The organism is Actinomadura luzonensis, from assembly GCF_022664455.2.
GTDB lineage: Bacteria > Actinomycetota > Actinomycetes > Streptosporangiales > Streptosporangiaceae > Nonomuraea > Nonomuraea luzonensis.
In genome coordinates, this window is record NZ_JAKRKC020000002.1 from 1,568,696 (window position 1) to 1,590,068 (window position 21,373).

Genomic DNA, 21,373 nt, shown 5'->3' on the forward strand with positions numbered 1-21,373 from the left:
GTTCCGCTAGGTTTTCAGCCATGTTGTACGGGCGGGCCGCGGAGCAGGCGCGGATGGATCGGCTGCTGGCGGACGCGCGATCCGGCCGCAGCGGTGTGCTGGTGATGCGTGGCCAGCCGGGCATCGGGAAGTCCGCTCTGCTCGGTCATCTGGCCGGGCGCGCCGCGGGAGTGCGGGTGCTGCACGGGGTCGGTATCGAGTCCGAGGCGGAGCTGCCGTACGCCGCTCTGCATCTGCTCCTGCGTGCCGAGCTGGGCCGGATCGACGCGCTGCCCGGGCCGCAGGCGGCGGCGTTGCGGGGTGCGCTGGGGCTGGACGCGGCGGCCGCGGCGGACCGGTTCCTCGTCGGGCTGGCGGTGCTCAGCCTCCTGGCCGAGATCGCGGGTGACGGGCCGCTGCTGTGCCTGGTCGACGACGCGCAGTGGTTCGACAGGGCGTCGCTGGACGCCTTGTTGTTCGTGGCGCGGCGGCTGGAGGCCGAAGGCGTCGCGCTGGTGTTCGCGGGCAGGGAGGAGTTCCGGCCGCAGGGGCTGCCCGAGCTGTGGCTGGACGGCGTGGACCGCGAAGCGGCGCTCGCGTTGCTGGCGGAGTCGGCCGGGGATCTGCCGCCGAGGGTGCGTGACCGTGTCCTGGCGGAGGCGCGCGGCAATCCGCTCGCGCTGCTCGAACTGCCGTCCTCGTTCACCGCGGAGCAGCGGGGGCGGCAGGGGCCGCAGGGGGAGCTCAGCCCGTTCACCGCGATCCCGGTCGCGGGGCGGGTGCTGGAGGCGTTCCAGCGGCAGATCGGGGCGCTTGCCGGCACGGCGCGGACGCTGCTGGCGGTGCTCGCCGCCGACGACACGGGTGACCTCGGCATCGTGCTGCGCGCCGCGCGGTCCTTCTCCGCCCGGCTCACGGATCTGGAAGCGGCCGAGCAGGCCAAGCTGGTGCTGGTGAACGGGTCCACGGTGACCTTCAGGCATCCGCTCATCAGGGCCGCGGCCTATCAGAGTGTGCCGCTGACGTCGCGGCTGGCCGTGCATCGCGCGCTCGCGGAGGTGCTCGACGGCGGCGAGCACGCCGATCGCCGGGCCTGGCACCTGGCCGCGGCGACGACCACGCCTGACGAGGACGTGGCGCGCGAGCTGGAATCGGCCGCGGAGCGGGCGCGTACCCGTTCCGGTTACGCGGCCATGGCGGCGGCCTACGAACGAGCCGCCGAGCTCACTCCCGACGCCGGCAGGCGGTCGGTGCGGCTGGCCGCCGCGGCTGTCGCGGCCAGCGACGCGGGCCGGCTCACGCGCGCGGACGCGCTGGCCGATCGGGTCGGCGCGGAGATCCAGGCTCCGTCGGCCCTCGCGCACCTGGTCCAGGTGCGTGCTCATCGGGAGTTCGAGCAGGGCAGCCCGGCCAAGGCCGCTGAGCTCGTCATCGCCGGTGCGGAGCGGGTCGCTCCCCTCGATGCCGAGCGGGCGGCCTACCTGCTGGTGGAGGCGGTGCGTTGTGCGTGGTACGCGGGCGCCCCGGACCTGGCGGGGCGGGCGGCGAAGCTGCTCAGGGCGTTGCCCGAGGTGGGTTCGCCGCTGGTGGGCGGCGCGCTCGGGCTGGCCGCGCTGGTCGACGGCGAGCTGCCGGACGCCGTCGCGCTCGTGCGGGGGCTGGTGCTCGCGCCGGATCTGTCCGGGCTGCAGGTGCCGGGCCTGCTGTTCATGGCTCAGGTGTGCGCGCCGATCGGGCACTACGGCCGGGCCGAGGCCGTCGCGGCGCGGGTCGAGGCCGAGTGCATGACCCACGACATGCGCGGCTGGCTGACCGTCGCGGTGGAGACCCGGATGCAGGCGCAGATGTTGCTCGGCCGGTATCGGGAGGCGGCGTCCCGGCTGGAGGAGAGCGTTCCCGTGGTGGGCGATCTGGGGCAGCGGAACGGGGCCGTCGCGCTGACCGCGCTGCTGGCGCTGGCGCGCGGCGAGCTGGGCGACGAGGACGGTTGCCGGGCGGCGGCCGGGGCGGCTTTGGAGCAGGCGAGGGCGCACGGGCTGCGTGCTGCTGAGGCGGTCGCGGTGGCCGGGCTCGGGCGGCTGGAGCTCGCGCTGGGCCGTCCGGAGGCGTCGCTGAGGATCTTGGAGGGGAACGCGGCCGCCGGCCCGCCCATGTCCGTCTTCTCCGCGCCGGACCGGGTCGAGGCCGCGGTGCGGGCCAGGGAGCCCGGAAGGGCGGAGGAGCCGCTGGCGTACTACCTGGGCTGGGCCGCCCGGGTGGGGGTGCCGTCGGCCGAGGCGGTCGCGCTGCGCTGCCGTGCGCTCGTCGAGGACGACGAGGAGCTGTACGTCCAGGCGGTGCGGGCGCATCAGCGGGGCGAGCAGCCGCAGGAGCAGGCCCGTACGGCGCTGCTCTACGGCGAGTGGCTGCGGCGGGCGCGCAGGCGTGCCGCGGCCCGGGCGCAGTTGCGTGCCGCGTTGGAGGCCTTCGACCGGCTCGGCATGTCGTTGTGGGCCGAGCGGGCCCGCGCGGAGCTGCGGGCCACCGGTGACGTGCCCGCGGCGCCGCGCCGGGCGGACGATCCGCTCAGCGTCCTGACGGCGCAGGAGAGGCAGGTGGTACGGCTGGCCGCCACGGGCGCGTCCAACCGCGACATCGCGGCTCAGCTGTACCTCAGTCCGCGCACTGTCGGTTACCACCTCTACAAGGCCTTTCCCAAGCTGGGGATCTCCTCGCGGGCGGAGCTGGCCAGGGTGTGCGGGACTTGATCCGCGTTCGACGGATGCCGTTTCGCTTGGGCGAAGGCGTTCGCCTGGGCGAAGGCGCCGACGTCATCAAGCCCGAGCTCAACGATCCCCGCAACCCGCAGCGCCTGTTCGGCCACCTGGAGCAGGAGCACGCCTGCCTGACCTTCACCGCCTCCTCCGACGCCCCCGGAGGACCTGTGGCACCTGGCCGCCCTCAACGTGACGGTGACCGGCGCCGACAACTCGACGTTGGCGGCGGCGGGACCGGGTCGGTCGGGCCCATGGTGAGGTGACGGGGACGAGCAGTCCGGCAGGCCGGAGCCGCCCCCCGGCCGGCCGCTGCGGGCCCGGGTTTCAGGGGTTGTGGAAGGTCACTTCGGGGTTGGCGGTGGAGGGGCCGTCGAGGAGGGGCTGGGGCCGGTCGCGGAGGTGCTGGTCGAAGAAGGCGCCCACGTACGCGGTGGTGATCTCGCCCGATCGCTTGCCGGGCAGGGGTGCGCTGGGGTCGGTGATGCCGGCCTGGGCGCCCAGGACGGGCAGGTCGATGAAGGTGAAGTGGCCGGCGTCGGCGACGGTGAGCCAGCGTTTCCAGCCGTTGAGGCGGGGCCAGTCGCGTGACCAGGTGGTGTCGGCGGAGCCGGGGGAGTGCTGGGCTTTCGTGCCGAGCATGAGGAAGGGCCGTTCGCCGAGCCCGCCGGGCGGGACCGGGGCGAAGAACGAGCCGTCCAGGTCGGCTCCGGCGCGGACGCGCCGGTCGGCGGCCATGACGCTCGCCGCGGCGTTGCCGCCGAGGGAGTGTCCGGCGGCGCCGATGCGGCGCGGGTCGATCAGGCGGGAGTGTTTCCAGGCGGGTGCGGATCGGCGGGTGAGCTGGTCGATGACGAAGGACAGGTCGGCGGCCCGGACGGTGGCGGCCTTGCCGAGGAGTTCCTTCTCCGCCTGGTCGGTGGGGGCGTTCTCGATCGTCTCGCAGGCCAGGCAGGTGAGGGTGCGGCCGCCGGGGAACGTCGTGCCGAACGATTCGTGGGCGTGGTCCACCAGGGCGACGACGTAGCCCCTGGAGGCGAGGTCCTCGGCGAGGGTGGTGAGGGTGGCGCGGTTGAGGCTGAAGCCGGGGGAGAGCATCACGAGGGGGTGCCGGCCGCCGATGGGGCGGGCGTTTTGGCGGGCGTTGGTGGTGACGCCGGCGAGTTGTTCGGGCTCCAGGACGGTGTCGAGCCGTTGTCCTTGGAGGAGAGCGCGGGCTTCGTCGACGGTCATGTACGGGGCGGGGCTCCCGCCGGTGCGGGCCGGGTAGTACAGGGAGACCATCAGCTCGCGTGCGGTCGTGGGGACCCAGGGGTCGGGGCGGCCGGTGTCGACGAGGTGGAGGGTGTCGCGCCCGACGTGGTACAGGCCGGTGGGGCGCGGGATCGCGAACCGCACATCGGCGACGACAGCGGTGGCGGGGACGGCGGCCGCGGCGGACGCGGTGAGGGCGGCGGCGGCGAGGAGGAGGGCTGTGGGGGTGCGTCGAGCTCTGATCATGCAGAGCACTGTAGGAACGCCACCACCTCGCCCGGCATGCCGGAAAGACCAGCTCGAACCCCTACTTTCGTCAGGTCCCGTCGTGGGCCGGGCCGGTCCGGCGCCTGTGGGGGCGTCTGGTGTCGACGTTGCCCGCCATGGTCCTGAGGAGGGCGGGCAGTCGCGCCGCTGTCTCGGCGTCCAGGCCGGTGACGGTTTCCTGCGCGAGGGTGCGCCAGAGCTGTTTGACCTGGTCGGTGAGGGCCCGGCCGGCGTCGGTGAGTTCGACGACAGTGGCGCGCTGGTCGTCGGGGGCGGGGGTGCGCCGGATGTGGCCGGCGGTTTCGAGCTTGCGGGCCATGAGGGTGACGCTGGGCCGTTCGACGCCGAGGGCGTCGCTGAGCTGGGCCTGGATCATGGGGCCGGTGCGGGCGAGCTCGAGCAGGAGCGCTTCTTGCCCGGGGTGCAGCCCGAGGGGGGCCAGGAGTTCGGCGATCCTGGCGCGGTGGCGCAGGCTGAGCAGGCGGACGGCCTGGTTGATGCTGTCGGCCTGGTCGAAGTCCATGGGGCCTCCCCTTGACAGATTTGTTAGCCGCATAACTATTATGCGGCTAACAAATCATAGCCGACGACGGGAAGCCGACATGACCGCGAAGATCGCCGTCATCTACTACAGCGCGACAGGCACCGTGCACGCCCTCGCCCAGGCCGTCGCCGACGGCGCCGCCTCCGCCGGGGCCCAGGTGCGGCTGCGGCGGGTCGCCGAGCTGGCGTCCGCCACCGCGATCGCCCGCAACCCGCGGTGGCGGCGGCACGCCGAGGCCACCGCGGCGATCGCCGAGGCCTCGCTCGAGGACCTGGCCTGGGCCGACGCGTACGCGTTCGGGACGCCGACCCGGTTCGGCGCGCCGGCCGCGCAGCTCAAGCAGTTCATCGACCAGGCGGACGGGCTGTGGCAGGAAGGCGGCCTGGCCGACAAGCCGGTCACCGCCTTCACCTCGGCCTACCACCGGCACGGCGGCAACGAGGCCACGATCCTGTCGCTGGGCAACGTGTTCTACCACTGGGGCGCGCTGATCGTCCCGCCCGGGTTCACCGGCCCGGCCGTGCACGCCGCCGGCGGCAACCCCTACGGCGCCTCCGCCGTGACCGGCCCCACCGGGGACGACCTGGCGAGCGCGGCACTGGAGGCCGCCCGCCACCAGGGACGGCGGCTGGCCGCCGTCACGGCCCGGCTGCTGGCGGGCGGCCACGCCACCGGCAACGCCACTGGGCTCGAGACGGCCGCGCGCGGCGCGTGATGATCCCACTCAGGAGACCTCTCGTGACTTCCCGACCCACCACGGCGATCCACGCCCGCCCGCGCACCGGCCCCGCCCGGATGACGCTGGCGCTGGTGTCCGCCTGCCAGTTCATGGTGATCCTGGACTCCTCCATCGTGAACGTCGCGCTGCCCTCGATCGACCGGGAGCTCGGCTTCGCCTCCACCGGCCTGGCCTGGGTGGTGAACGGCTACCTGCTCACCTTCGCCGGTCTGATGCTGCTGGGCGGGCGCGCCGCCGACCTGTTCGGCCGGCGCCGGGCCCTGACCGCCGGGCTGGTGCTGTTCACCGCGTCCAGCCTGGCCGCCGGCCTGGCGGCCGTCCCCGCGGTGCTGGTGGCGGCCCGCCTCACGCAGGGCGTGGGAGCGGCGCTGCTGGCCCCGGCGACCCTGGCCGTGATCAACACCGGCTTCGCCGAGGGCCGCGAACGCGCCCGCGCGCTCGGCGCGTGGTCGGCCGCGGGTGGCGTCGGCGGCATGGCCGGCGCCCTCGCGGGCGGCGCCCTGACCACCGGCCTGTCGTGGCGGTGGGTCTTCCTGATCAACGTGCCGGTCGGCGTGGCACTGATCGCCACGGCGGTGCGGGCGCTGCCGGGCACCAGGACCGCCGGGCGGGAAGGGCTCGACCTGGCCGGCGCGGTCACCGGCACGGCGGGGCTGGCCGCGCTGATCTACGGGATCATGCACGGCGCCGGGCACGGCTGGACGTCGGCGCCGGTGCTCGCGCCGGTCGCGGCGGGCCTGCTCCTGCTCGCCGTCTTCGCCGTGGTCGAGGCGCGGTTCGCGGCCCAGCCGATGATGCCGCCGCGGCTGCTGCGCTCGCGCGGGGTGGCCGCCGGCACCGGCTCGCTGCTGCTGTTCGGCGGGATCACCATCGCCATGTGGTACTTCACCTCGCTGTTCCTGCAGAACGTGCTCGGCTACGGCGCGTTGCGGGCGGGGCTCGGGCAGACGCCCGCGGCGGTGACGTTCATGGTGGTCGCGCGGGCGGCCGGCGTCCTGCTGCCGCGCGCCGGCGTGCGGCCGCTGATCCTGGCGGGCGGCGCCTGCTTCGTGGCCGGGTTCGGCTGGCTCGCCCAGGCCGGCGCCGGCAGCGGCTACCTCACCGCCGTCCTCGGCCCGACCCTGCTCGTCGCCACCGGGATCGGGCTGGTCTTCCCCACCCTCATGGCCGCCACCACCGCCGGCGCGCCGGGTGGCGACGCCGGCGCCGCCGGCGGCCTGGCCCAGACCGCCGGGCAGGCGGGCGGATCGCTGGGGCTGGCGGTGCTCGCCACCGCCGCGACCCAGGCGTCGGCCGGCGGGAGCTCCCCGGCGGCCCTCGCCGCCGGCTACGACCGGGTCTTCCTCATCGCGGCCGGGCTCGGTGCGGCCGTCGCGGCGGCCGGCCTGCTGCTGCCACGCCGGCCGCCGCCCCCCGCGCAGCGCTGACGACCCGTCCGAATGCCCTGGATCGCGGCCGTCGCGACATTCGTGCAAGACGGGCGGGCGGCCGGCGGCGCATGCTCTCGTGCATGAGTGACGACTTTCTGCTGCATGTGGTCCAGGACGGCCCGCCTGAGGCGCCGCCGCTGCTGCTCGTTCACGGGTCGGGGGCGTCGGGGGCCTGCTGGGAGCCGGTCGTCGCGGCGCTGGCGGAGCGGCGGCGGGTGATCCGGGTCGATCTGCCGGGCTGTGGCCAGTCGCCGCCGGCGTCCTCGTACGGGGTGCCCGAGCAGGCGGGCGAGGTGGCGGCGGCGCTGGACGGCCTGGGGGCCGGGGCCGTGGACGTGGTGGGGCACTCCAGCGGCGGGTACGTCGCGACGGCGCTGGCGGAGCGGCGGCGCGATCTGGTGCGGTCGCTGGTGCTGGTCAGCACCGGTCCGGTGCCGGAGGCGCTGTCGCCGCAGCCGTTGCTGCTGCGGGCGCTGCTGGCCCCGCCCTTCGGGCCGCTGGTGTGGCGGGTGCGTTCGGCGGCGATGATCCGGCGGGGGATCAGCGTGACGGCGGCCGGCCCGGTGCGGGTCCCTGAGGGGCTGGTGGCCGATGTGCGCGGGATGTCGTACCGGACGATGAGGGCGGTGCTGCGCGGCAACGGGGCCTACATCGCGGCGAAGGGAGTGCCTGAACGGCTGGCCGGGCTGGGGGTGCCGGTGCTGGTGGTGTTCGGCGCGGCCGATCCCCGGTGGGATCCGGTGTCGGCGCGCCGCTACGAGGTGGTGCCGGGCGCCCGGGTGGAGATGTTGCCCGGCGTCGGGCACATGCCGATGCTGGAGGCGCCGGAGAAGGTGGCCGGGCTGGTGCTGGGGTTCGTGGCGCCGGGCCGTTGAGAGGGGTGGGGGTGCGTCATGCCGGTGGCGGCGTCGTGGGACTGGGCGCGGGTGGAGGTGGCGGTCCCGGGCGCGGGGGTCCGGTTGCCTGGGGTCGCCATGGCGGGGTTCCGGCAGCGGGTGGCGTCGGCGGCGGAGCTGGCGATGGTGGCGCACCCGTCCGTGACGGTGCTGGTGGACCTGAGCGACGACGGGGCCGTGGTGTTCGAGTCGGGCGGGCGGCGGGTGCGCGGCAGCGCGGTGATCGGGTTGCTGCCCGGGCAGGTGCGGGCGGCCGGGCCCGGGACCGGTGACTGCCTGCAGGTGCGGCTTGAGCCCGCAGTGGCGGCCGCGGTGCTGGGCGGGGCGGCGGAGCTGAGCGGGTCGGTGGTCCCGCTGGAGGAGGTGTGGGGACACGACGCCGCGCGGCTGCGGGAACGGTTGCGCGCGGCGAGTTCGTGGCAGGCCAGGTTCGTCGTCGTAGCGGAGCTGCTGGCCCGGCGGCTGGAGGCGGGCCCGGCGGTGGACGCCGAGGTGGGGCACGTGTGGGGGCGGTTGCTGCGCAGCCGGGGGCGGCTGCGGGTCGACGGGCTGGCGCAGGAGGTGGGGTGGAGCCGCCAGCGGCTGTGGTCGCGGTTCCGGGCACAGGTGGGCCTCTCACCGAAACGGGCGGCGCGGCTGGTGCGCTTCGATCGCGCGGCTCGCCTGCTGGCGGCGGGCCGCCCCCCGGCGGGGGTGGCCGCGCACGCCGGGTACGTCGACCAGTCGCACCTGCATCGGGAGGTGCGGACGTTCACGGGACTGACGCCGGCGGAGGTGGCGGCGGCGCCGTGGCTGGGGATCGACGAGGTGGCGTGGCCGGCGACACCTTGAACCCCGCGGGGCCAGGTCGCGCGGGCGCTGCGGAGATCCTGCCCGAGGCGGTGCGGGGCAACCCGGACGTGGTGGCGGTAGGCCGGCTGGCCGAGGCGGCCGAAGACCTGGAGACGCTGGACGCCTACCGCTCGACCGGGTCGCCGCGGCGGGCCGCGGGCGCGGGTCGCGCTCGCCGCGTGGCGGCTGCTCGACGGCTGACCACCCACCAACTATTTCACTAGTAAAACATCTGATAAGCTTTGGGTATGCCCACGTCACCCGCCTCGCCGGCCCATGCCCTCCACCTGCCCGTACGCCTGCCCGTCCGGTCGGCGCTGCGGCTGGCGCCGCTCGGCGACGTATGGCACAAGCCCGCGCTCGGCTCGGTCGCCGCGATGGCCGTGGTACTGGCCACGCTGCTGGCCGCCGACCGGCTCGACCTGGTGCTGTACGCCGCCGCCGGAGCCATGTGCGCCCTGTACGGCCACGGCCTGCCCTACCGCGCCCGCGCCAGGGCGCTGGCCTGGGTGGTGGCCGGCTCGCTCGCCGGCACCGGCACCGCGCTGCTGGCCGCTGCCCTGACGGACGCGACCGCCGTCCGGGTCGCGGTGGCGGCGCTGCTGGCCGGGCTGCACAAGGCCGTCTGCGACGCCACCCGGATCGGGCCGCCCGGCAACGTCGTGCTCACCTTCATCGCCTCAAGCGCCGCGTTCGCGCCGCAACGCCTGGCCGACGTGCCGCCGCACCTGGGCGTCGCCCTGCTGGGCGGGCTCGTGGCCTGGGCGGTGGGCATGGCGCCGGCCCTGCGGCGGCCCGACGGCCCCGAACGCGTCGCGGTGGCCCGCGCGCTGGAGGCCACCGCCCGCCTGGCCAAGGCCACCACCGAGAAAGCCACCACCGGACCGGCCGCGCCCCGCCGCCCGCACGACGGGCGCCACGACGAGCGCCCCGACGGGCACCACGACGTCCACAACGAGGGGCGCCGACGGCCGGACGGGTGCACCGCGCCCGCCACGCCGCCGCCGCGGCCGTCAACGCCGCCTGGCAGACCCTCCTGCGCGCCGGCAACGGCCGCCCGGAGCTGCGCCGCCTGCTGGCCAGGGCCGAGTCCGCCGCCGCCCGCGCCCCGCGCGGCACCCAGGCGGACCAGCTCGCGGCATGGGCGCGCGACCTGCGCAAGGGACACCCGGTGCCCGTCCCGCCCGCCGCCGGCCCGTCGGCCACAGCCGCCGAGCTGGCCGAGCTGGCCGGCGTCGCCGCCGAGCAGCACATCCCGGACGGCGCCCGCACCGCCCGGGACGTGCTGCGGGACGTGGCGGGGCGGTGGCGGGTGCTGCTCATGGTGTTCGCCGGCGCGGCGGCCGCCGGGTGGGCGTCGACCGCGCTCGGCGTGGGCCGGCCGTACTGGGCGGTGGTGACGGCGGCCGCGGTGTTCGCGGCCAACACCACCATGTCCTGGAGCCGGGCCGTGCAGCGGACGGTCGGCAACCTGCTCGGGGTGGCGCTGTTCACGCTGCTGGCGCCGGTGGCCGGGCTCGGCGCGGTGGCGCTGGTGGCGGCGGTGCTGGCGCTGCAGTTCGTGACGGAGGCGGCGATCACCCGTAACTACTGGCTGGGCAGCGTGTTCGTCACCCCCATGGCGATCTTGATGACGGAGTTCGCGGGGACACGGCCGGTGCCCGTGCTGGTGGCCGACCGCTGGCTGGACAGCTGTCTCGGCGCGGCGGCCGGTCTCGCGGCATGCGTGCTGCTGCGCGACCGGCGGGCGGCGGGCCGCGTCCACGACGGCCTGCGACGGCTGGAACGCCTGGTCGCCGAGCCCCGTCCGGCCGCCGACCGGCTGCGCGGCGCGCTGGTGGAGCTGCGCGAGGCCGCCGACCTCGCGGCGGGCGAGTGGCGCGGCGCGCCGCTGCCGGAGGAACGCATCGCCGCGGCCGAACGGGCCGGGCACCGCCGCCTGGCCGAGCTCACCATCTGACCGAAGCCGCGCTCCGGGCGCGTCACCTGTGACCCCCGCGCGTCCGGCGGCGGGCGGACGCGGCGGCCCCGCGGACGCGTACGATCGATTGGCCGGCCGCACCGGCAAGCCGCACGCGAAAGAGGGGCGAGCACGTGGAGGACGCCGTGAACGACGTCGGGGAGGACGTCGTGGCGGTCGCCCTGCGGCAGTGGCGGCAGGTCCTGCCCGACGCCGACCTCGGCGCCATCGCCGTCATCGGCCGGCTCAACCGGTGCGCGGCGCTGCTGCAGCAGGCCACCGACGCGCCGCTCGGCCGGGCCGGCGTCAACCGCGCCGAGTACGACCTGCTGTGCGCGCTGCTGCGGGTCGGCGGCGAGCTGACCCCTGGGCGGCTGGCCCGCGAGACGTTCGCCTCCGGCGCGGCGGTCACCAAGCGGGTGCGGCGGCTGGAGGAGCTCGGGCTGGTGGCGCGGCGCGTCGACGAGCGCGACCGGCGGGTGGCGCACCTGTCGCTGACCGAGGCCGGGCGGGCGTTCATCATGCGGCTGATGCCCGAGCAGCTGGAGTACGAGAACGCACTGCTGGCCGGCCTGCCGCCCGGGCGGGAGGACGAGCTGGCCGGCCGGCTCGGCGAGCTGCTGCTCATGCTGGAGGGACGGCTGGGCGGCATGCTCGGCTGAGCACACCGCCCACCAGGCCGCCCGCATGAGGCCGCCCGGGGAGGGCGGCCGGGGAGGGTCAGGTGCCGGTCATCGCGGCGTGCAGCCGCAGGTAGGGTGCGGCCTCCCGCGGCCGGCTGCGCCGCTCCAGCGTGCGTCCCAGCAGCAGGTACGCGTACGCCTCACCGGGATCGCGCGCCAGCACCTCCCGCAGCTCGGCCTCGGCCCGCCCGAGCTGCGCGGAGTGGTAGTAGGCGCGCGCCAGCAGCAGCCGCGCCGCCACGTCGCCCGGCGCCTCGGCCACCACCTGCGCCAGGGCGCGCGCGGCCTCGATGTAGTCCTTCAGCTCGAAGAACATCCGCCCGCGCGCGTAGGTGCGGGCCAGCGTCTCGCTCGCCATCTCCTCACTCCTTCCCCGGGACCGGGCCGTCGGCGTGCGGCACCCGCTCGGCGGGGACCACGCCCAGGCGGCCCGCCCGGTAGTCCTCCATGGCCTGGACGATCTCGGCGCGCGTGTTCATCACGAACGGCCCGTAGTGCACGACCGGCTCGCGGATGGGCCGCCCGCCCAGCAGCAGCACCTCCAGGTTCGGCTCGGCCTGCGGCTGGGCGGTGTCGGCGGCCAGGCTGAGCGACCCGCCCTCGCCGTAGACGGCCAGCCGCCCCTTGCTCACCGGCCGCCGCTCGGCGCCCGCCGTGCCCCGGCCGGCCAGCACGTAGGCCAGGGCGTTGAAGCCGGGGTTCCACGGCAGCTCCAGCCGGGCGCCGGGGGCGAGGGTGGCGTGCACCATCGTGATCGGCGTGAACGTGACGCCCGGCCCGGCGTGCCCGTCCAGGTCGCCGGCGATGACGCGCAGCAGCGCGCCGCCGTCGGAGGAGGCCAGCAGCGCCGACTGCCGGCCCCGGATGTCCTGGTAGCGGGGCTGGTGGAACTTGTGGGCGCGCGGCAGGTTGACCCACAGCTGCACGCCGTGGAACAGCCCGCCCGAGACCACCAGGTGCTCCGGCGGCTTCTCGATGTGCAGCAGTCCGCTGCCGGCGGTCATCCACTGGGTGTCGCCGTCGGTGATCGTGCCGCCGCCGCCGACCGAGTCCTGGTGCTCGAAGATGCCGTCGATGATGTAGGTGACGGTCTCGAAGCCGCGGTGCGGGTGCCAGGGTGTGCCCTTCGGCTCGCCGGGGGCGTAGTCGACCTCGCCCATCTGGTCCATGTGGATGAAGGGGTCCAGCAGCTCGTGCGGCACGCCCGCGAACGCGCGCCGGACGGGGAAGCCCTCGCCCTCGAAGCCGCTGGGCGCGGTCGTCACCGAGCGCACGGGGCGCGGCCGGGCGGCGGCCGGGTCGGGGGTGGCGACGCGGGGGAGCGTCAGGGTGTCTGCGGTGACGGCGGGCATGACACGCCTTCCTGTTGAAGTTTCAACTTCTTGTGCCGTGCAACCACACCACCCCGCCCGGCATTCCCGGGCCCGGGACAACGGCGGCAGGCCCTTCGGTCGGGTCAGGGCCGGGTGCGCCGAGCCGGTGCGACCAGGGCGTTGTCGTAGGCGGCGATGACGAGCTGGGTGCGGTCGCGCAGCCCCAGCTTGTTGATCATGTTGGTGACGTGCGTCTTGACGGTGTGCGGGCTGATGAACAGGCGGGCGGCGATGTCGCCGTTCGGCAGGCCCTCCGCCACCAGGCGCAGCACCTCGTGCTCGCGCGGCGTCAGGCCGGGCAGCCGGCCCCCGGGCGGCGGCGGCGGCCGGTGCGCGAACCGCTCGATCACCCGCCGCGTCACCCCCGGCGCCAGCAGCGCGTCGCCGGCCGCGACCGTGCGCACGGCCGCCCGCAGCTCCTCGCCGCGCACCTCCTTGGTCAGGAACCCGGCCGCGCCCACCCGCAGCGCGCGGAAGACGTGCTCGTCGGTGTCGAACGTGGTCACCACCACCACGCGGGTCGCCGGCAGGGCGGCCAGGACCCGTTCGGCGGCGGTCAGGCCGTCGAGGCCGGGCATGTGGATGTCCATGAGCACGACGTCCGGCCGCTCGCGCAGGGCCGCGCGCACCGCCTCGTCGCCGGTGGCGGCCTCGGCCGTGACCCGGATGTCGCGCGAACGCGACAGCAGGGCCCGGAAACCGGCCCGCACGAGAGCCTGGTCGTCGGCGATCAGCACAGTGATCGGGGTAGTGATCGGGGTGTCGTTCACGGGACGGCTCCGATCGGCGTGGCGGGGATGACCGCCTCCACGGTGAAGCCGGCCGCCGTGGGACGCGCGGTGAGGGTGCCGCCCAGCCGGGCGACCCGTTCCCGCATCCCCGCCAGGCCGAACCCGCCCCCCTCGCCCCGCCGCCCTCCGTCGTCCCCGGCCGGAGCGGGGACGTCGCCGGCGTCGGTGACGGTGAGGCGGACCGCGTCCCGGCCGTAGTCGACGCGCACCTCCACCGCGCCGGCCGGCCGGCCGTGCTTGACCGCGTTGGTGAGCGACTCTTGCACGACGCGGTAGACCGCCCAGGCCACCGGCCCCGGCACGGCGGCGGCGCGCCCGCTCTGCCGCAGGACGACCTCCAGCCCGCAGCCGCGCATCCGCTCGGCCAGAGCGGCCAGAGCGGCGAGGTCACGCTCCGGCCCGCAGCCCGGCCCGCAGCCCGGCCCGGAGGCGGCGTCCGTGCCGAGCGCGCCGATCAGCGACCGCAGCTCGGCCGCCGCCTGCCCGCGCACCAGCCGAGCCGTCTCCAGCGCCCGCCCGGCCCCGTCCGGGTCGTCGGGCAGCGCGTCCTCGGCGACGGCGAGCTGCACCCCGAGCACCGCCAGCGTGTGCGCGACGACGTCGTGCACGTCGGCGGCCAGCGCCACCCGGTCCGCGGCCGCAGCCGCCCGCGCCGCTCCTGCTCCAGCCGCCGCCGCGCCGCCAGGCCACCGCCACGGCCAGCACCGCCGCCAGCCACAGCGCCTCGCCCGCGAGCGGCCGCGCCTCAGGGCGGACCCGGCCACCAGGCAGGCCGCCCGATCCCCGCCGCCCGCCCCGCCCGGCCGGCCAGCCGCCCGCCCGTACAGCGCCGCGCCCGGCCACGCAGGCGCCCGCGCCAGCCCGGCGCCGAGCCCGGCGAGCACGGCCGCGCCCGCCGCGAGCGCCGCCACCGGACGGCGTCCGCGGCCAGGCCGAGGCCCGCCAGGCACACCGCCATCGGCGCCGCCCCCCCACGACGGCGCGACGCCGGTGACGACCGGCAGCGCCGCGACGGCGAGCACACCCGCCAGAGCCGTGAAAAGGTCGAGCCGTCCGCTCACCCCCCGAACGGTAGCGACCCCGGCCCGGCCGGAACATACGCCAGAGGATGAGATCCTCACCCGCAGGCGCAGCGCCCGGCCCGTCCCGCGCGGCGATGCGCGCGGCCGGGCCGCCGTCCTAGCGTCGGCGGCCATGAGAGTCCTCATCGCCCTGACCCTGACGGCCGCGCTGGCCCCCGCCCCCGCCCCCGCCACCGCCACCGCCATGGCCCCTGCCACGGCCCCCGCCCCCGCCGCTGCCCCCGCCACCCCCTACCAGGCCGCGGTGGACGCGGTCGTCCGCGCGGGCGCGCCCGCCGCCGTCCTCGCCGTACGCCAGGACGGCCGCCTGCGCGAGACCGCCTCCGGGGTCGCCGACCTGCGCACCGGCCGCCTGGCCGGCGCCGCCGACCGCTACCGCGTGGCCAGCATCACCAAGACCTTCACCGCCGTGACGGTGCTGCGGCTGGTGGCCGAGGGCAGGCTCGCGCTGTCGGACCCGATCGGCCGCTGGCTGCCGCAGGTGCCTCACGCCGACGCGATCACGGTACGCGACCTGCTGCGCCACACCAGCGGCCTGCCCGACTTCTACGACGCGCTCGGCCTGCGCAGCTCCGCCGACTGGCAACGCCACCGCCTGGACCGGCTCACCGACGAGCGCCGCCTGGCCCTGGCCCGCACGCTGCCCGCCGGCCCGCCCGGCGCCGCGGCGGCGGCCTACGCCAACACCAACTACGTGGTGCTCGGCCTGCTCGCCGAACGCCTCACCGGCGAGCCGTACGAGCGGCTGCTACAGCGTGGCCTGATCGGCCCGCTGCACCTGACCGGCACCGCCTACCCCGACGGGCGGCCCGCGATTTCCGGCCCCCACCTGCACGGATACATGCCCGGCGACCTGCCCGGCCGGCCCGACGCCGACTTCGCGCACCTGGTGGACTTCACCGCGCAGACCGTCAACCAGAGCGGCCCGGCCGGCTCGGTCACCTCCACCGTGGCGGACCTGACGGCGCTGTACCGGGCGCTGTTCACCGGCAGGCTGCTGCCGGCGGCGCTGATGCGCGAGCTGACCACGACCGTTCCCGTCGCCGGCGAGCAGTTCCCGTGGCTGCGCGGCTTCGGGCTGGGCGTGCACCGCTACGACCTCGGCTGCGGCCCGCTCTACGGCCACATCGGCGGCGTGCGCGGCTACACCGGCCTGGTCGTCTCCACCCTGGACGGGCGGCGGCAGGCGGCGATCGCCGTCACCCTCAACCCCAACCCCCCGGCCGTCATGACGGCCGCGCTCGCCGCTGTCACCCGCGCCGTCTGCGGCCCGCCGGACTGAACCCTCTCGCTAAGGGAACGAGCCGCCGGCTCGACGGCGCGTTCCGGGGCAAGGCGGGCGTCCTGCGGGAAGCGGCGGCCGAGCCCGTCCGCGGCGCCGACGAGATGGGCGTGGCGACGGGGCGACGAGGGGATGGGCGAGGTCCGCCCTCACCCGGCCGGGAGGCGCGGACCACCGCGCCTCGCAGGAAGCACGGCCGTACGCGGGAAGGCCGCCCTACGACGCCGCCGCCGGCGCCGGACCAGCCGCCGCCGGCGCCGGACCAGCGGGCGCCGGACCAGCGGGCGCGTCGCCGAGCGGCGCAGGATCGAGCGGCGCGGGACTCAGCGGCGCGGGACTCAGCGGGGCGCCGCCGAGGGGCGCGGGACTCAGCGGGGCGTCGCCGAGGGGCGCGGGGCCGGCCGGGCCCGGCCGGCGCAGCGCCTCCTGCACGCCGGTGACCCTGCGCACCACCGCGACCGCCAGCACCGCCGCCACCAGCATCAGCCCGATCCCGGCCACGTCCAGCCTCAGCAGGAGGGCCGTTCCCGCCGGGTCCTCGGTGAGCCCGGTCAGCACCCAGCTCGTCCGCGACACCATGTGCGCGACCAGCCAGGCCGCCCACCAGAGGTTGATCAGCGCCAGGCCGCGCGCGGCCGGCGGCGCCGAGGCGCGCCAGACGTCGTGCACGACGTGCCGCGGGATCCAGAACCAGCCGATCGGCATCACCCACCCCGCGACCACCCAGAACCGGCCGTAGCGGTGCCCGTCCGGCGACAGCCGCACCGCGTTGGCCCGGACGCGCGCCAGCCACGCCAGGAACGCCGCCGCGGCCGCCAGGAAGACCAGGACGCGCGCGGCCTGCGACGCCGACACGAGCAGGTCCCCGGCCCGCAGCTCGGCCGGGGCGACCAGGCCGGGATCGGTGACCAGGCGGTCGGCGAGCGCCGCGTAGGACAGGTCGACGCCCGCCCTGGCGACCGCCACGACGGAGTCGAGGACGAGGCCCGCGATCGCGACGCGCGCGAGGCCGGCGACCGGACGTACGGGAGAGGGATGCGACATCTGGACGCCTTCGATCGAAGATCAAGGGGACGTACCAGTATGCAACGGGACACGACCCGGGAGGCCGCCCCGCGTTCCGTTCTCGTGATGGATGATCACGCTTCAGCCCCTCCATGCGAACCGTTCACCCGGGCCCACCAGGGTGTGTCCGCCCATCAGGGCGCATGCACGCACGGAAGGACTGCACCTGATGCAGAAGTTATTGGGTGGCCGGGGCCGCCTGGTCACCGCCGCGGCGCTCGCCGTGGTCCTGGCCGGCGGCCTGGTGACGGCGGCCCACGCCGATCCCACGCCCGGCTCGCAGGACCGGGGCCGCCCCACCCCCGCGCCCACCCCCACCGCGAGCCCGGGCCCGCCGGCGCTGACCCCGGCGACCGGCTCCTACCTGGAGGGCACGGTCAAGGTCGCCGCGACCCCCGTCGCCGCCGGCGACAGCGTCACCGGGCTCGCGATCGACGGCCAGGCCGTCCAGGCCGCCCCCACGTACGGCCTGGCCAGGCTCGCCTTCGACGTCGGCTCCAACTCCACCGAGGCGCAGTACCACAGCCACATCCTCGTCAACGGCGCCACCGCCGGCATCGGCGTTTCCCGATCAGCACCCACGCTGGCAGCTGGCCTTGCAGCGGCGCGCCGACATGGCGACCGCCGACATCGGCGACCACGTCAGCGAGCGCGCCACCATGGACGTGCCCAGCGAGCACCTGGTCAAGGGCGAGAACACGGTCGAGATCGTGGTCGGCGCCATCGCGTCCTCCTGCGGCCAGAACTACGACGACTTCGTGCTGTCCGACGTCGGCCTGGAGCTGCTCGGCGAGGTCGCCGACGGCGAGGACAACCCCTACACGCTGTCGTTCGGCGACGGCAGCTGCGGCACCAACACCACCCTGCTCAAGCGGGTGACGCTGACGTTCTTCCTGCGGTCCGACCCCAAGGCCACCACCGGCCTGGCCGCCGACGTCGACACCACGGCCCTGTCCAACGGCGAGCACGTCCTGACCGCCGCCACCGCCTCCGGCGCCGCCGCCAGGAACACGGTGACGGTCAACAACGCCCCGGCCGGCGCGCCCCGCGTCCTGCCCGTGGACGGCACGCTCGCCTCCGGCGTCGAACCGGTCTTCGCCCACGTGCCGGCCGCCGGCGACGGCGGCGTGCGGTCCCTGACCGTGGACGACGCCGAACCGCCCGCCAGGGCCACCCTCGGCACCGGCGCGGCCCTGCTGAGCTTCGACGTCGGCGCCGACGGCATCGAGGACAAGTACGACGACCACCTGCTGGTCAACGGCAAGCGCGTCGACCTCGGCGGCACCTACACCGGCCGCCGCGTCACCGTCGCGATCCCGGCCCGCCACCTGGTGCCCGGCGACAACGTGATCAAGCTCGTCGCCGGCGACTACAAGGACTCCTGCGGCGTCAACCGCGACGACTTCACCGTCTCGGGCCTCGCTCTGGTCCTCGACGGCGCCACCGTCACCGGCCAGGACGTGCGGGAGGCGTACCGGATGGGCGACGGCGCCTGCGGCGACGACCAGGCCGCGCTGCGCGAGGCCGAGCTGCGCTGGACGATCGACGCCCCGCCGGTGCGGGTCGGCCCGACCCTCGGCTCCGGCGACGCCACGCTCAGCTTCACCGTCGGCAGCAACTCCATCGAGGCCCGCTACCAGAACTACGTGCTGGTCAACGGCCAGAAGATCGTGCTGGACGGCGACTTCGTCTCGCGCCGCGTCGACCTGACCGATCAGGCTCCCCAGCAGGCTCTGCGCCACCCCCAGCAGCCGGGTCGGGTCGAACGTCTGCAGCGTCCTGCTGAGCACGTCGTTCCCGAGCCCGTACGAGGCCGCCCACTTCTGCGCGTCCACGAGCAACCGCTGGAACTGGTCGGTGTACGTGGGCAGCAACGAGGCGAGCTGCGTGACCGAGATGGTCAGGATGCCCACCATGCCCAGCAGTACCAGAACGACGATGAGGAAGGGCACCGCGACCTGCAGCCAGCCCGGCGCCCCCTTGGCGGCGAGCCAGCCGCGCACGGGCGCGACGGCGATCACCAGGACCAGGGCCAGCACCACCGGGCCGACGATCGAGCTGACCTCACGCAGGCCGAACAGGGCGACCACCGCGCCGGCGATGCCGACCAGGATGATGAGCGCCCGGGGAAGGGGTTGATCTCGCACCCCCGGTTCCTACCCCGTGCACGCGGGGGGAGCCGTCGATTTGACGGTTCCCGGGACCGTACATAGAGTTCACCAGTCCCGCGAGAACGGCAGTGATCGCCGGCCTCACTTCGGGGACGACCTCCTGACACCTCCACTTCGGTGGCGTTCGCAAGCATGCGAAACGGCTGGTAAGTTAGAGGGGTTGCCCCGGAAACGGGGCGCGGATTAATTCCAGCAGGTCGAGCAGGGCCGGTCAATTTGACAGCCACCTGAACGACTGAAAGAATTAGGACACAACGAAAGACCGAAACGAAACGCCTCCGACGCAAGGCTTGAAAGCCTGGCTGACGATGTACGCGTCCGTTTCTTGAGAACTCAACAGTGTGTTAAAAGCCAGTGCATGTGCATCACACATGTATCACCCCGTCATTCATGACGGATTCTTGCTTGGACAGTACTGTCCGAACAGTCATTGTTTGGAGAGTTTGATCCTGGCTCAGGACGAACGCTGGCGGCGTGCTTAACACATGCAAGTCGAGCGGAAAGGCCCTTCGGGGTACTCGAGCGGCGAACGGGTGAGTAACACGTGAGCAACCTGCCCCTGACTCTGGGATAAGCCCGGGAAACTGGGTCTAATACCGGATATGACCGCCTCCGGCATCGGATGGTGGTGGAAAGTTTTTCGGTCGGGGATGGGCTCGCGGCCTATCAGCTTGTTGGTGGGGTAGTGGCCTACCAAGGCGACGACGGGTAGCCGGCCTGAGAGGGCGACCGGCCACACTGGGACTGAGACACGGCCCAGACTCCTACGGGAGGCAGCAGTGGGGAATATTGCGCAATGGGCGGAAGCCTGACGCAGCGACGCCGCGTGGGGGATGACGGCCTTCGGGTTGTAAACCTCTTTCAGCAGGGACGAAGTTGACGTGTACCTGCAGAAGAAGCGCCGGCTAACTACGTGCCAGCAGCCGCGGTAATACGTAGGGCGCAAGCGTTGTCCGGAATTATTGGGCGTAAAGAGCTCGTAGGCGGCTGGTCGCGTCTGCCGTGAAAGCCCGCAGCTTAACTGCGGGTCTGCGGTGGATACGGGCCGGCTAGAGGTAGGTAGGGGCAAGTGGAATTCCTGGTGTAGCGGTGAAATGCGCAGATATCAGGAGGAACACCGGTGGCGAAGGCGGCTTGCTGGGCCTTACCTGACGCTGAGGAGCGAAAGCGTGGGGAGCGAACAGGATTAGATACCCTGGTAGTCCACGCTGTAAACGTTGGGCGCTAGGTGTGGGACCCTTCCACGGGTTCCGTGCCGGAGCTAACGCATTAAGCGCCCCGCCTGGGGAGTACGGCCGCAAGGCTAAAACTCAAAGGAATTGACGGGCCCACCAGTGCCGCGGCGCTTGCTGTCTTGAGGAGGGCAAAGAGTGAGTGCAGGTGGAAAAAAAAGACGAGCAGGTCGAGTATGTGTGAAAAAACCCGGTAGTGTGAGAGAAAAGGTTTGCTCAGAGCTGTACAGTGTGCATGGTTTGTACCTCCTCCTTCCTTCCTTCTTCTTCTCCTTTTCTCTTCCTTCTTTCTTCCTCTTTTCTCTCGCTTTTTTCCTCCTTCTTCTTCGGGGCCTTCTTCTTCTTCGCTTCTTGTTTTTTCTTTTTTTTCAACGCGAAGAACCTTACCAAGGTTTGACATCACCCGGACCGCCTCAGAGATGGGGTTTCCCTTTTGGGCTGGGTGACAGGTGGTGCATGGCTGTCGTCAGCTCGTGTCGTGAGATGTTGGGTTAAGTCCCGCAACGAGCGCAACCCTTGCTCCATGTTGCCAGCACGCCGTTCGCGGTGGTGGGGACTCATGGGGGACTGCCGGGGTCAACTCGGAGGAAGGTGGGGATGACGTCAAGTCATCATGCCCCTTATGTCTTGGGCTGCAAACATGCTACAATGGCCGGTACAGAGGGTTGCGATACCGTGAGGTGGAGCGAATCCCTAAAAGCCGGTCTCAGTTCGGATTGGGGTCTGCAACTCGACCCCATGAAGTCGGAGTCGCTAGTAATCGCAGATCAGCAACGCTGCGGTGAATACGTTCCCGGGCCTTGTACACACCGCCCGTCACGTCACGAAAGTCGGCAACACCCGAAGCCCGTGGCCCAACCCGTAAGGGGGGGAGCGGTCGAAGGTGGGGCTGGCGATTGGGACGAAGTCGTAACAAGGTAGCCGTACCGGAAGGTGCGGCTGGATCACCTCCTTTCTAAGGAGCATCTTCACCCGTCACCGGCGCACGATCGGTGGGGTGACAGCTCACTAGTGGAGCACTGGCTACTCAACCTGGCCTGG

21 protein-coding genes and 1 rRNA gene are annotated in these 21,373 nt (G+C 74.0%); 11 read left to right on the forward strand and 11 right to left on the reverse strand.

The annotated features are described in order from the left end of the window. Positions 1 to 20: 20 nt before the first annotated feature. Positions 21 to 2,726, forward strand: coding sequence for an ATP-binding protein (locus MF672_RS51580; protein WP_302893344.1), 2,706 nt, complete (start codon positions 21 to 23; stop codon positions 2,724 to 2,726). Further along, entirely contained in the window at positions 2,723 to 2,998 is a 276-nt protein-coding gene (locus MF672_RS37560) for a hypothetical protein (RefSeq protein ID WP_242381451.1), read from the forward strand. Before MF672_RS51580 ends, MF672_RS37560 begins: the two co-directional genes overlap by 4 nt. Positions 2,999 to 3,059: 61 nt before the next feature. Here the strand turns inward: MF672_RS37560 and MF672_RS51585 are convergent, their stop codons facing one another. Beyond that, positions 3,060 to 4,232: an alpha/beta hydrolase family protein gene (locus MF672_RS51585; protein WP_302893345.1), complete on the reverse strand. Its 1,173-nt coding sequence runs from the start codon at positions 4,230 to 4,232 to the stop codon at positions 3,060 to 3,062. 70 nt (positions 4,233 to 4,302) lie between these two features. Continuing rightward, positions 4,303 to 4,776 carry a MarR family winged helix-turn-helix transcriptional regulator gene (locus MF672_RS37570; protein ID WP_242381450.1) on the reverse strand — a complete coding sequence of 158 codons (474 nt, stop codon included), beginning with the start codon at positions 4,774 to 4,776 and terminating at the stop codon, positions 4,303 to 4,305. A 79-nt stretch (positions 4,777 to 4,855) separates the two neighbouring features. Here MF672_RS37570 and wrbA point away from each other — a divergent pair, with 79 nt between their 5' ends. The 5 genes from wrbA to MF672_RS37595 all read left to right on the forward strand — a co-directional run bounded on the left by wrbA (position 4,856) and on the right by MF672_RS37595 (position 8,917). Further along, positions 4,856 to 5,512, forward strand: a complete 657-nt coding sequence (gene wrbA, locus MF672_RS37575; protein ID WP_242381449.1) for an NAD(P)H:quinone oxidoreductase — start codon at positions 4,856 to 4,858, stop codon at positions 5,510 to 5,512. A 23-nt stretch (positions 5,513 to 5,535) separates the two neighbouring features. After that, positions 5,536 to 6,963, forward strand: a complete 1,428-nt coding sequence (locus MF672_RS37580; RefSeq protein WP_247815631.1) for an MFS transporter — start codon at positions 5,536 to 5,538, stop codon at positions 6,961 to 6,963. 83 nt (positions 6,964 to 7,046) lie between these two features. Next, positions 7,047 to 7,841, forward strand: a complete 795-nt coding sequence (locus MF672_RS37585; protein ID WP_242384081.1) for an alpha/beta fold hydrolase — start codon at positions 7,047 to 7,049, stop codon at positions 7,839 to 7,841. An 18-nt stretch (positions 7,842 to 7,859) separates the two neighbouring features. Further along, on the forward strand, positions 7,860 to 8,693 hold the full coding sequence (locus MF672_RS37590) for a helix-turn-helix domain-containing protein (protein WP_242384080.1): 834 nt from the start codon (positions 7,860 to 7,862) through the stop codon (positions 8,691 to 8,693). Positions 8,694 to 8,743: 50 nt separating this feature from the next. Further along, the gene (locus MF672_RS37595; RefSeq protein ID WP_247815632.1) at positions 8,744 to 8,917 is read left to right on the forward strand and encodes a hypothetical protein; all 174 of its coding nucleotides are present in this window, start codon (positions 8,744 to 8,746) and stop codon (positions 8,915 to 8,917) included. 254 nt (positions 8,918 to 9,171) lie between these two features. Here MF672_RS37595 and MF672_RS37600 read toward each other — a convergent pair whose 3' ends face one another. Next, entirely contained in the window at positions 9,172 to 9,363 is a 192-nt protein-coding gene (locus MF672_RS37600) for a hypothetical protein (RefSeq protein WP_247815633.1), read from the reverse strand. Positions 9,364 to 9,373: 10 nt separating this feature from the next. Further along, entirely contained in the window at positions 9,374 to 9,637 is a 264-nt protein-coding gene (locus tag MF672_RS37605) for a hypothetical protein (protein ID WP_247815634.1), read from the reverse strand. Between the two features lie 35 nt (positions 9,638 to 9,672). Here MF672_RS37605 and MF672_RS37610 point away from each other — a divergent pair, with 35 nt between their 5' ends. Both MF672_RS37610 and MF672_RS37615 read left to right on the forward strand, forming a co-directional pair. Continuing rightward, a complete protein-coding gene (locus tag MF672_RS37610) occupies positions 9,673 to 10,653 on the forward strand; it encodes an FUSC family protein (protein WP_247815635.1) in 981 nt (326 codons plus the stop codon). A gap of 146 nt (positions 10,654 to 10,799) precedes the next feature. Further along, positions 10,800 to 11,315 (forward strand): MarR family winged helix-turn-helix transcriptional regulator, encoded by a 516-nt coding sequence (locus tag MF672_RS37615; protein WP_242383979.1) that lies wholly within the window; start codon positions 10,800 to 10,802, stop codon positions 11,313 to 11,315. Between the two features lie 58 nt (positions 11,316 to 11,373). On the opposite strand, the gene MF672_RS37620 is transcribed toward MF672_RS37615, so the two are convergent. The 4 genes from MF672_RS37620 to MF672_RS37635 all read right to left on the reverse strand — a co-directional run bounded on the left by MF672_RS37620 (position 11,374) and on the right by MF672_RS37635 (position 14,561). Next, on the reverse strand, positions 11,374 to 11,694 hold the full coding sequence (locus MF672_RS37620) for a tetratricopeptide repeat protein (protein WP_247815636.1): 321 nt from the start codon (positions 11,692 to 11,694) through the stop codon (positions 11,374 to 11,376). Positions 11,695 to 11,698: 4 nt separating this feature from the next. Then, on the reverse strand, positions 11,699 to 12,688 hold the full coding sequence (locus MF672_RS37625) for a pirin family protein (RefSeq protein WP_242383981.1): 990 nt from the start codon (positions 12,686 to 12,688) through the stop codon (positions 11,699 to 11,701). 104 nt (positions 12,689 to 12,792) lie between these two features. After that, entirely contained in the window at positions 12,793 to 13,479 is a 687-nt protein-coding gene (locus MF672_RS37630) for a response regulator transcription factor (protein ID WP_242383982.1), read from the reverse strand. Further along, complete coding sequence (locus MF672_RS37635) at positions 13,476 to 14,561, reverse strand: sensor histidine kinase (RefSeq protein ID WP_247815637.1); 1,086 nt, start codon at positions 14,559 to 14,561, stop codon at positions 13,476 to 13,478. Before MF672_RS37635 ends, MF672_RS37630 begins: the two co-directional genes overlap by 4 nt. A gap of 133 nt (positions 14,562 to 14,694) precedes the next feature. Here MF672_RS37635 and MF672_RS37640 point away from each other — a divergent pair, with 133 nt between their 5' ends. Beyond that, the gene (locus tag MF672_RS37640; RefSeq protein WP_302893346.1) at positions 14,695 to 15,864 is read left to right on the forward strand and encodes a serine hydrolase domain-containing protein; all 1,170 of its coding nucleotides are present in this window, start codon (positions 14,695 to 14,697) and stop codon (positions 15,862 to 15,864) included. 216 nt (positions 15,865 to 16,080) lie between these two features. Here the strand turns inward: MF672_RS37640 and MF672_RS37645 are convergent, their stop codons facing one another. The 3 genes from MF672_RS37645 to MF672_RS52535 form a co-directional block, all read right to left on the reverse strand. Continuing rightward, positions 16,081 to 16,908 (reverse strand): DUF4328 domain-containing protein, encoded by an 828-nt coding sequence (locus tag MF672_RS37645; protein WP_247815638.1) that lies wholly within the window; start codon positions 16,906 to 16,908, stop codon positions 16,081 to 16,083. Positions 16,909 to 17,289: 381 nt separating this feature from the next. Further along, complete coding sequence (locus MF672_RS37650; protein ID WP_247815639.1) at positions 17,290 to 17,469, reverse strand: hypothetical protein; 180 nt, start codon at positions 17,467 to 17,469, stop codon at positions 17,290 to 17,292. Further along, positions 17,466 to 19,076 carry an AI-2E family transporter gene (locus tag MF672_RS52535; protein WP_507161386.1) on the reverse strand — a complete coding sequence of 537 codons (1,611 nt, stop codon included), beginning with the start codon at positions 19,074 to 19,076 and terminating at the stop codon, positions 17,466 to 17,468. Before MF672_RS52535 ends, MF672_RS37650 begins: the two co-directional genes overlap by 4 nt. A gap of 455 nt (positions 19,077 to 19,531) precedes the next feature. Here MF672_RS52535 and MF672_RS37660 point away from each other — a divergent pair. Further along, positions 19,532 to 21,287: ribosomal RNA gene (locus tag MF672_RS37660) — 16S ribosomal RNA — on the forward strand. The last annotated feature ends 86 nt before the right edge of the window (positions 21,288 to 21,373 follow it).

What these genes read in the sequence shown, in the direction of transcription:
- MF672_RS37640 (WP_302893346.1), top strand. Translation starts at nt 14,695, where the DNA reads ATGAGAGTCCTCATCGCCCTGACCCTGACGGCCGCGCTGGCCCCCGCC.
- MF672_RS51580 (WP_302893344.1), top strand. Translation starts at nt 21, where the DNA reads ATGTTGTACGGGCGGGCCGCGGAGCAGGCGCGGATGGATCGGCTGCTG.
- wrbA (WP_242381449.1), top strand. Translation starts at nt 4,856, where the DNA reads ATGACCGCGAAGATCGCCGTCATCTACTACAGCGCGACAGGCACCGTG.
- MF672_RS37570 (WP_242381450.1), bottom strand. Translation starts at nt 4,776, where the DNA reads ATGGACTTCGACCAGGCCGACAGCATCAACCAGGCCGTCCGCCTGCTC.
- MF672_RS37645 (WP_247815638.1), bottom strand. Translation starts at nt 16,908, where the DNA reads ATGTCGCATCCCTCTCCCGTACGTCCGGTCGCCGGCCTCGCGCGCGTC.
- MF672_RS37590 (WP_242384080.1), top strand. Translation starts at nt 7,860, where the DNA reads ATGCCGGTGGCGGCGTCGTGGGACTGGGCGCGGGTGGAGGTGGCGGTC.
- MF672_RS37585 (WP_242384081.1), top strand. Translation starts at nt 7,047, where the DNA reads ATGAGTGACGACTTTCTGCTGCATGTGGTCCAGGACGGCCCGCCTGAG.
- MF672_RS51585 (WP_302893345.1), bottom strand. Translation starts at nt 4,232, where the DNA reads ATGATCAGAGCTCGACGCACCCCCACAGCCCTCCTCCTCGCCGCCGCC.
- MF672_RS37625 (WP_242383981.1), bottom strand. Translation starts at nt 12,688, where the DNA reads ATGCCCGCCGTCACCGCAGACACCCTGACGCTCCCCCGCGTCGCCACC.
- MF672_RS37620 (WP_247815636.1), bottom strand. Translation starts at nt 11,694, where the DNA reads ATGGCGAGCGAGACGCTGGCCCGCACCTACGCGCGCGGGCGGATGTTC.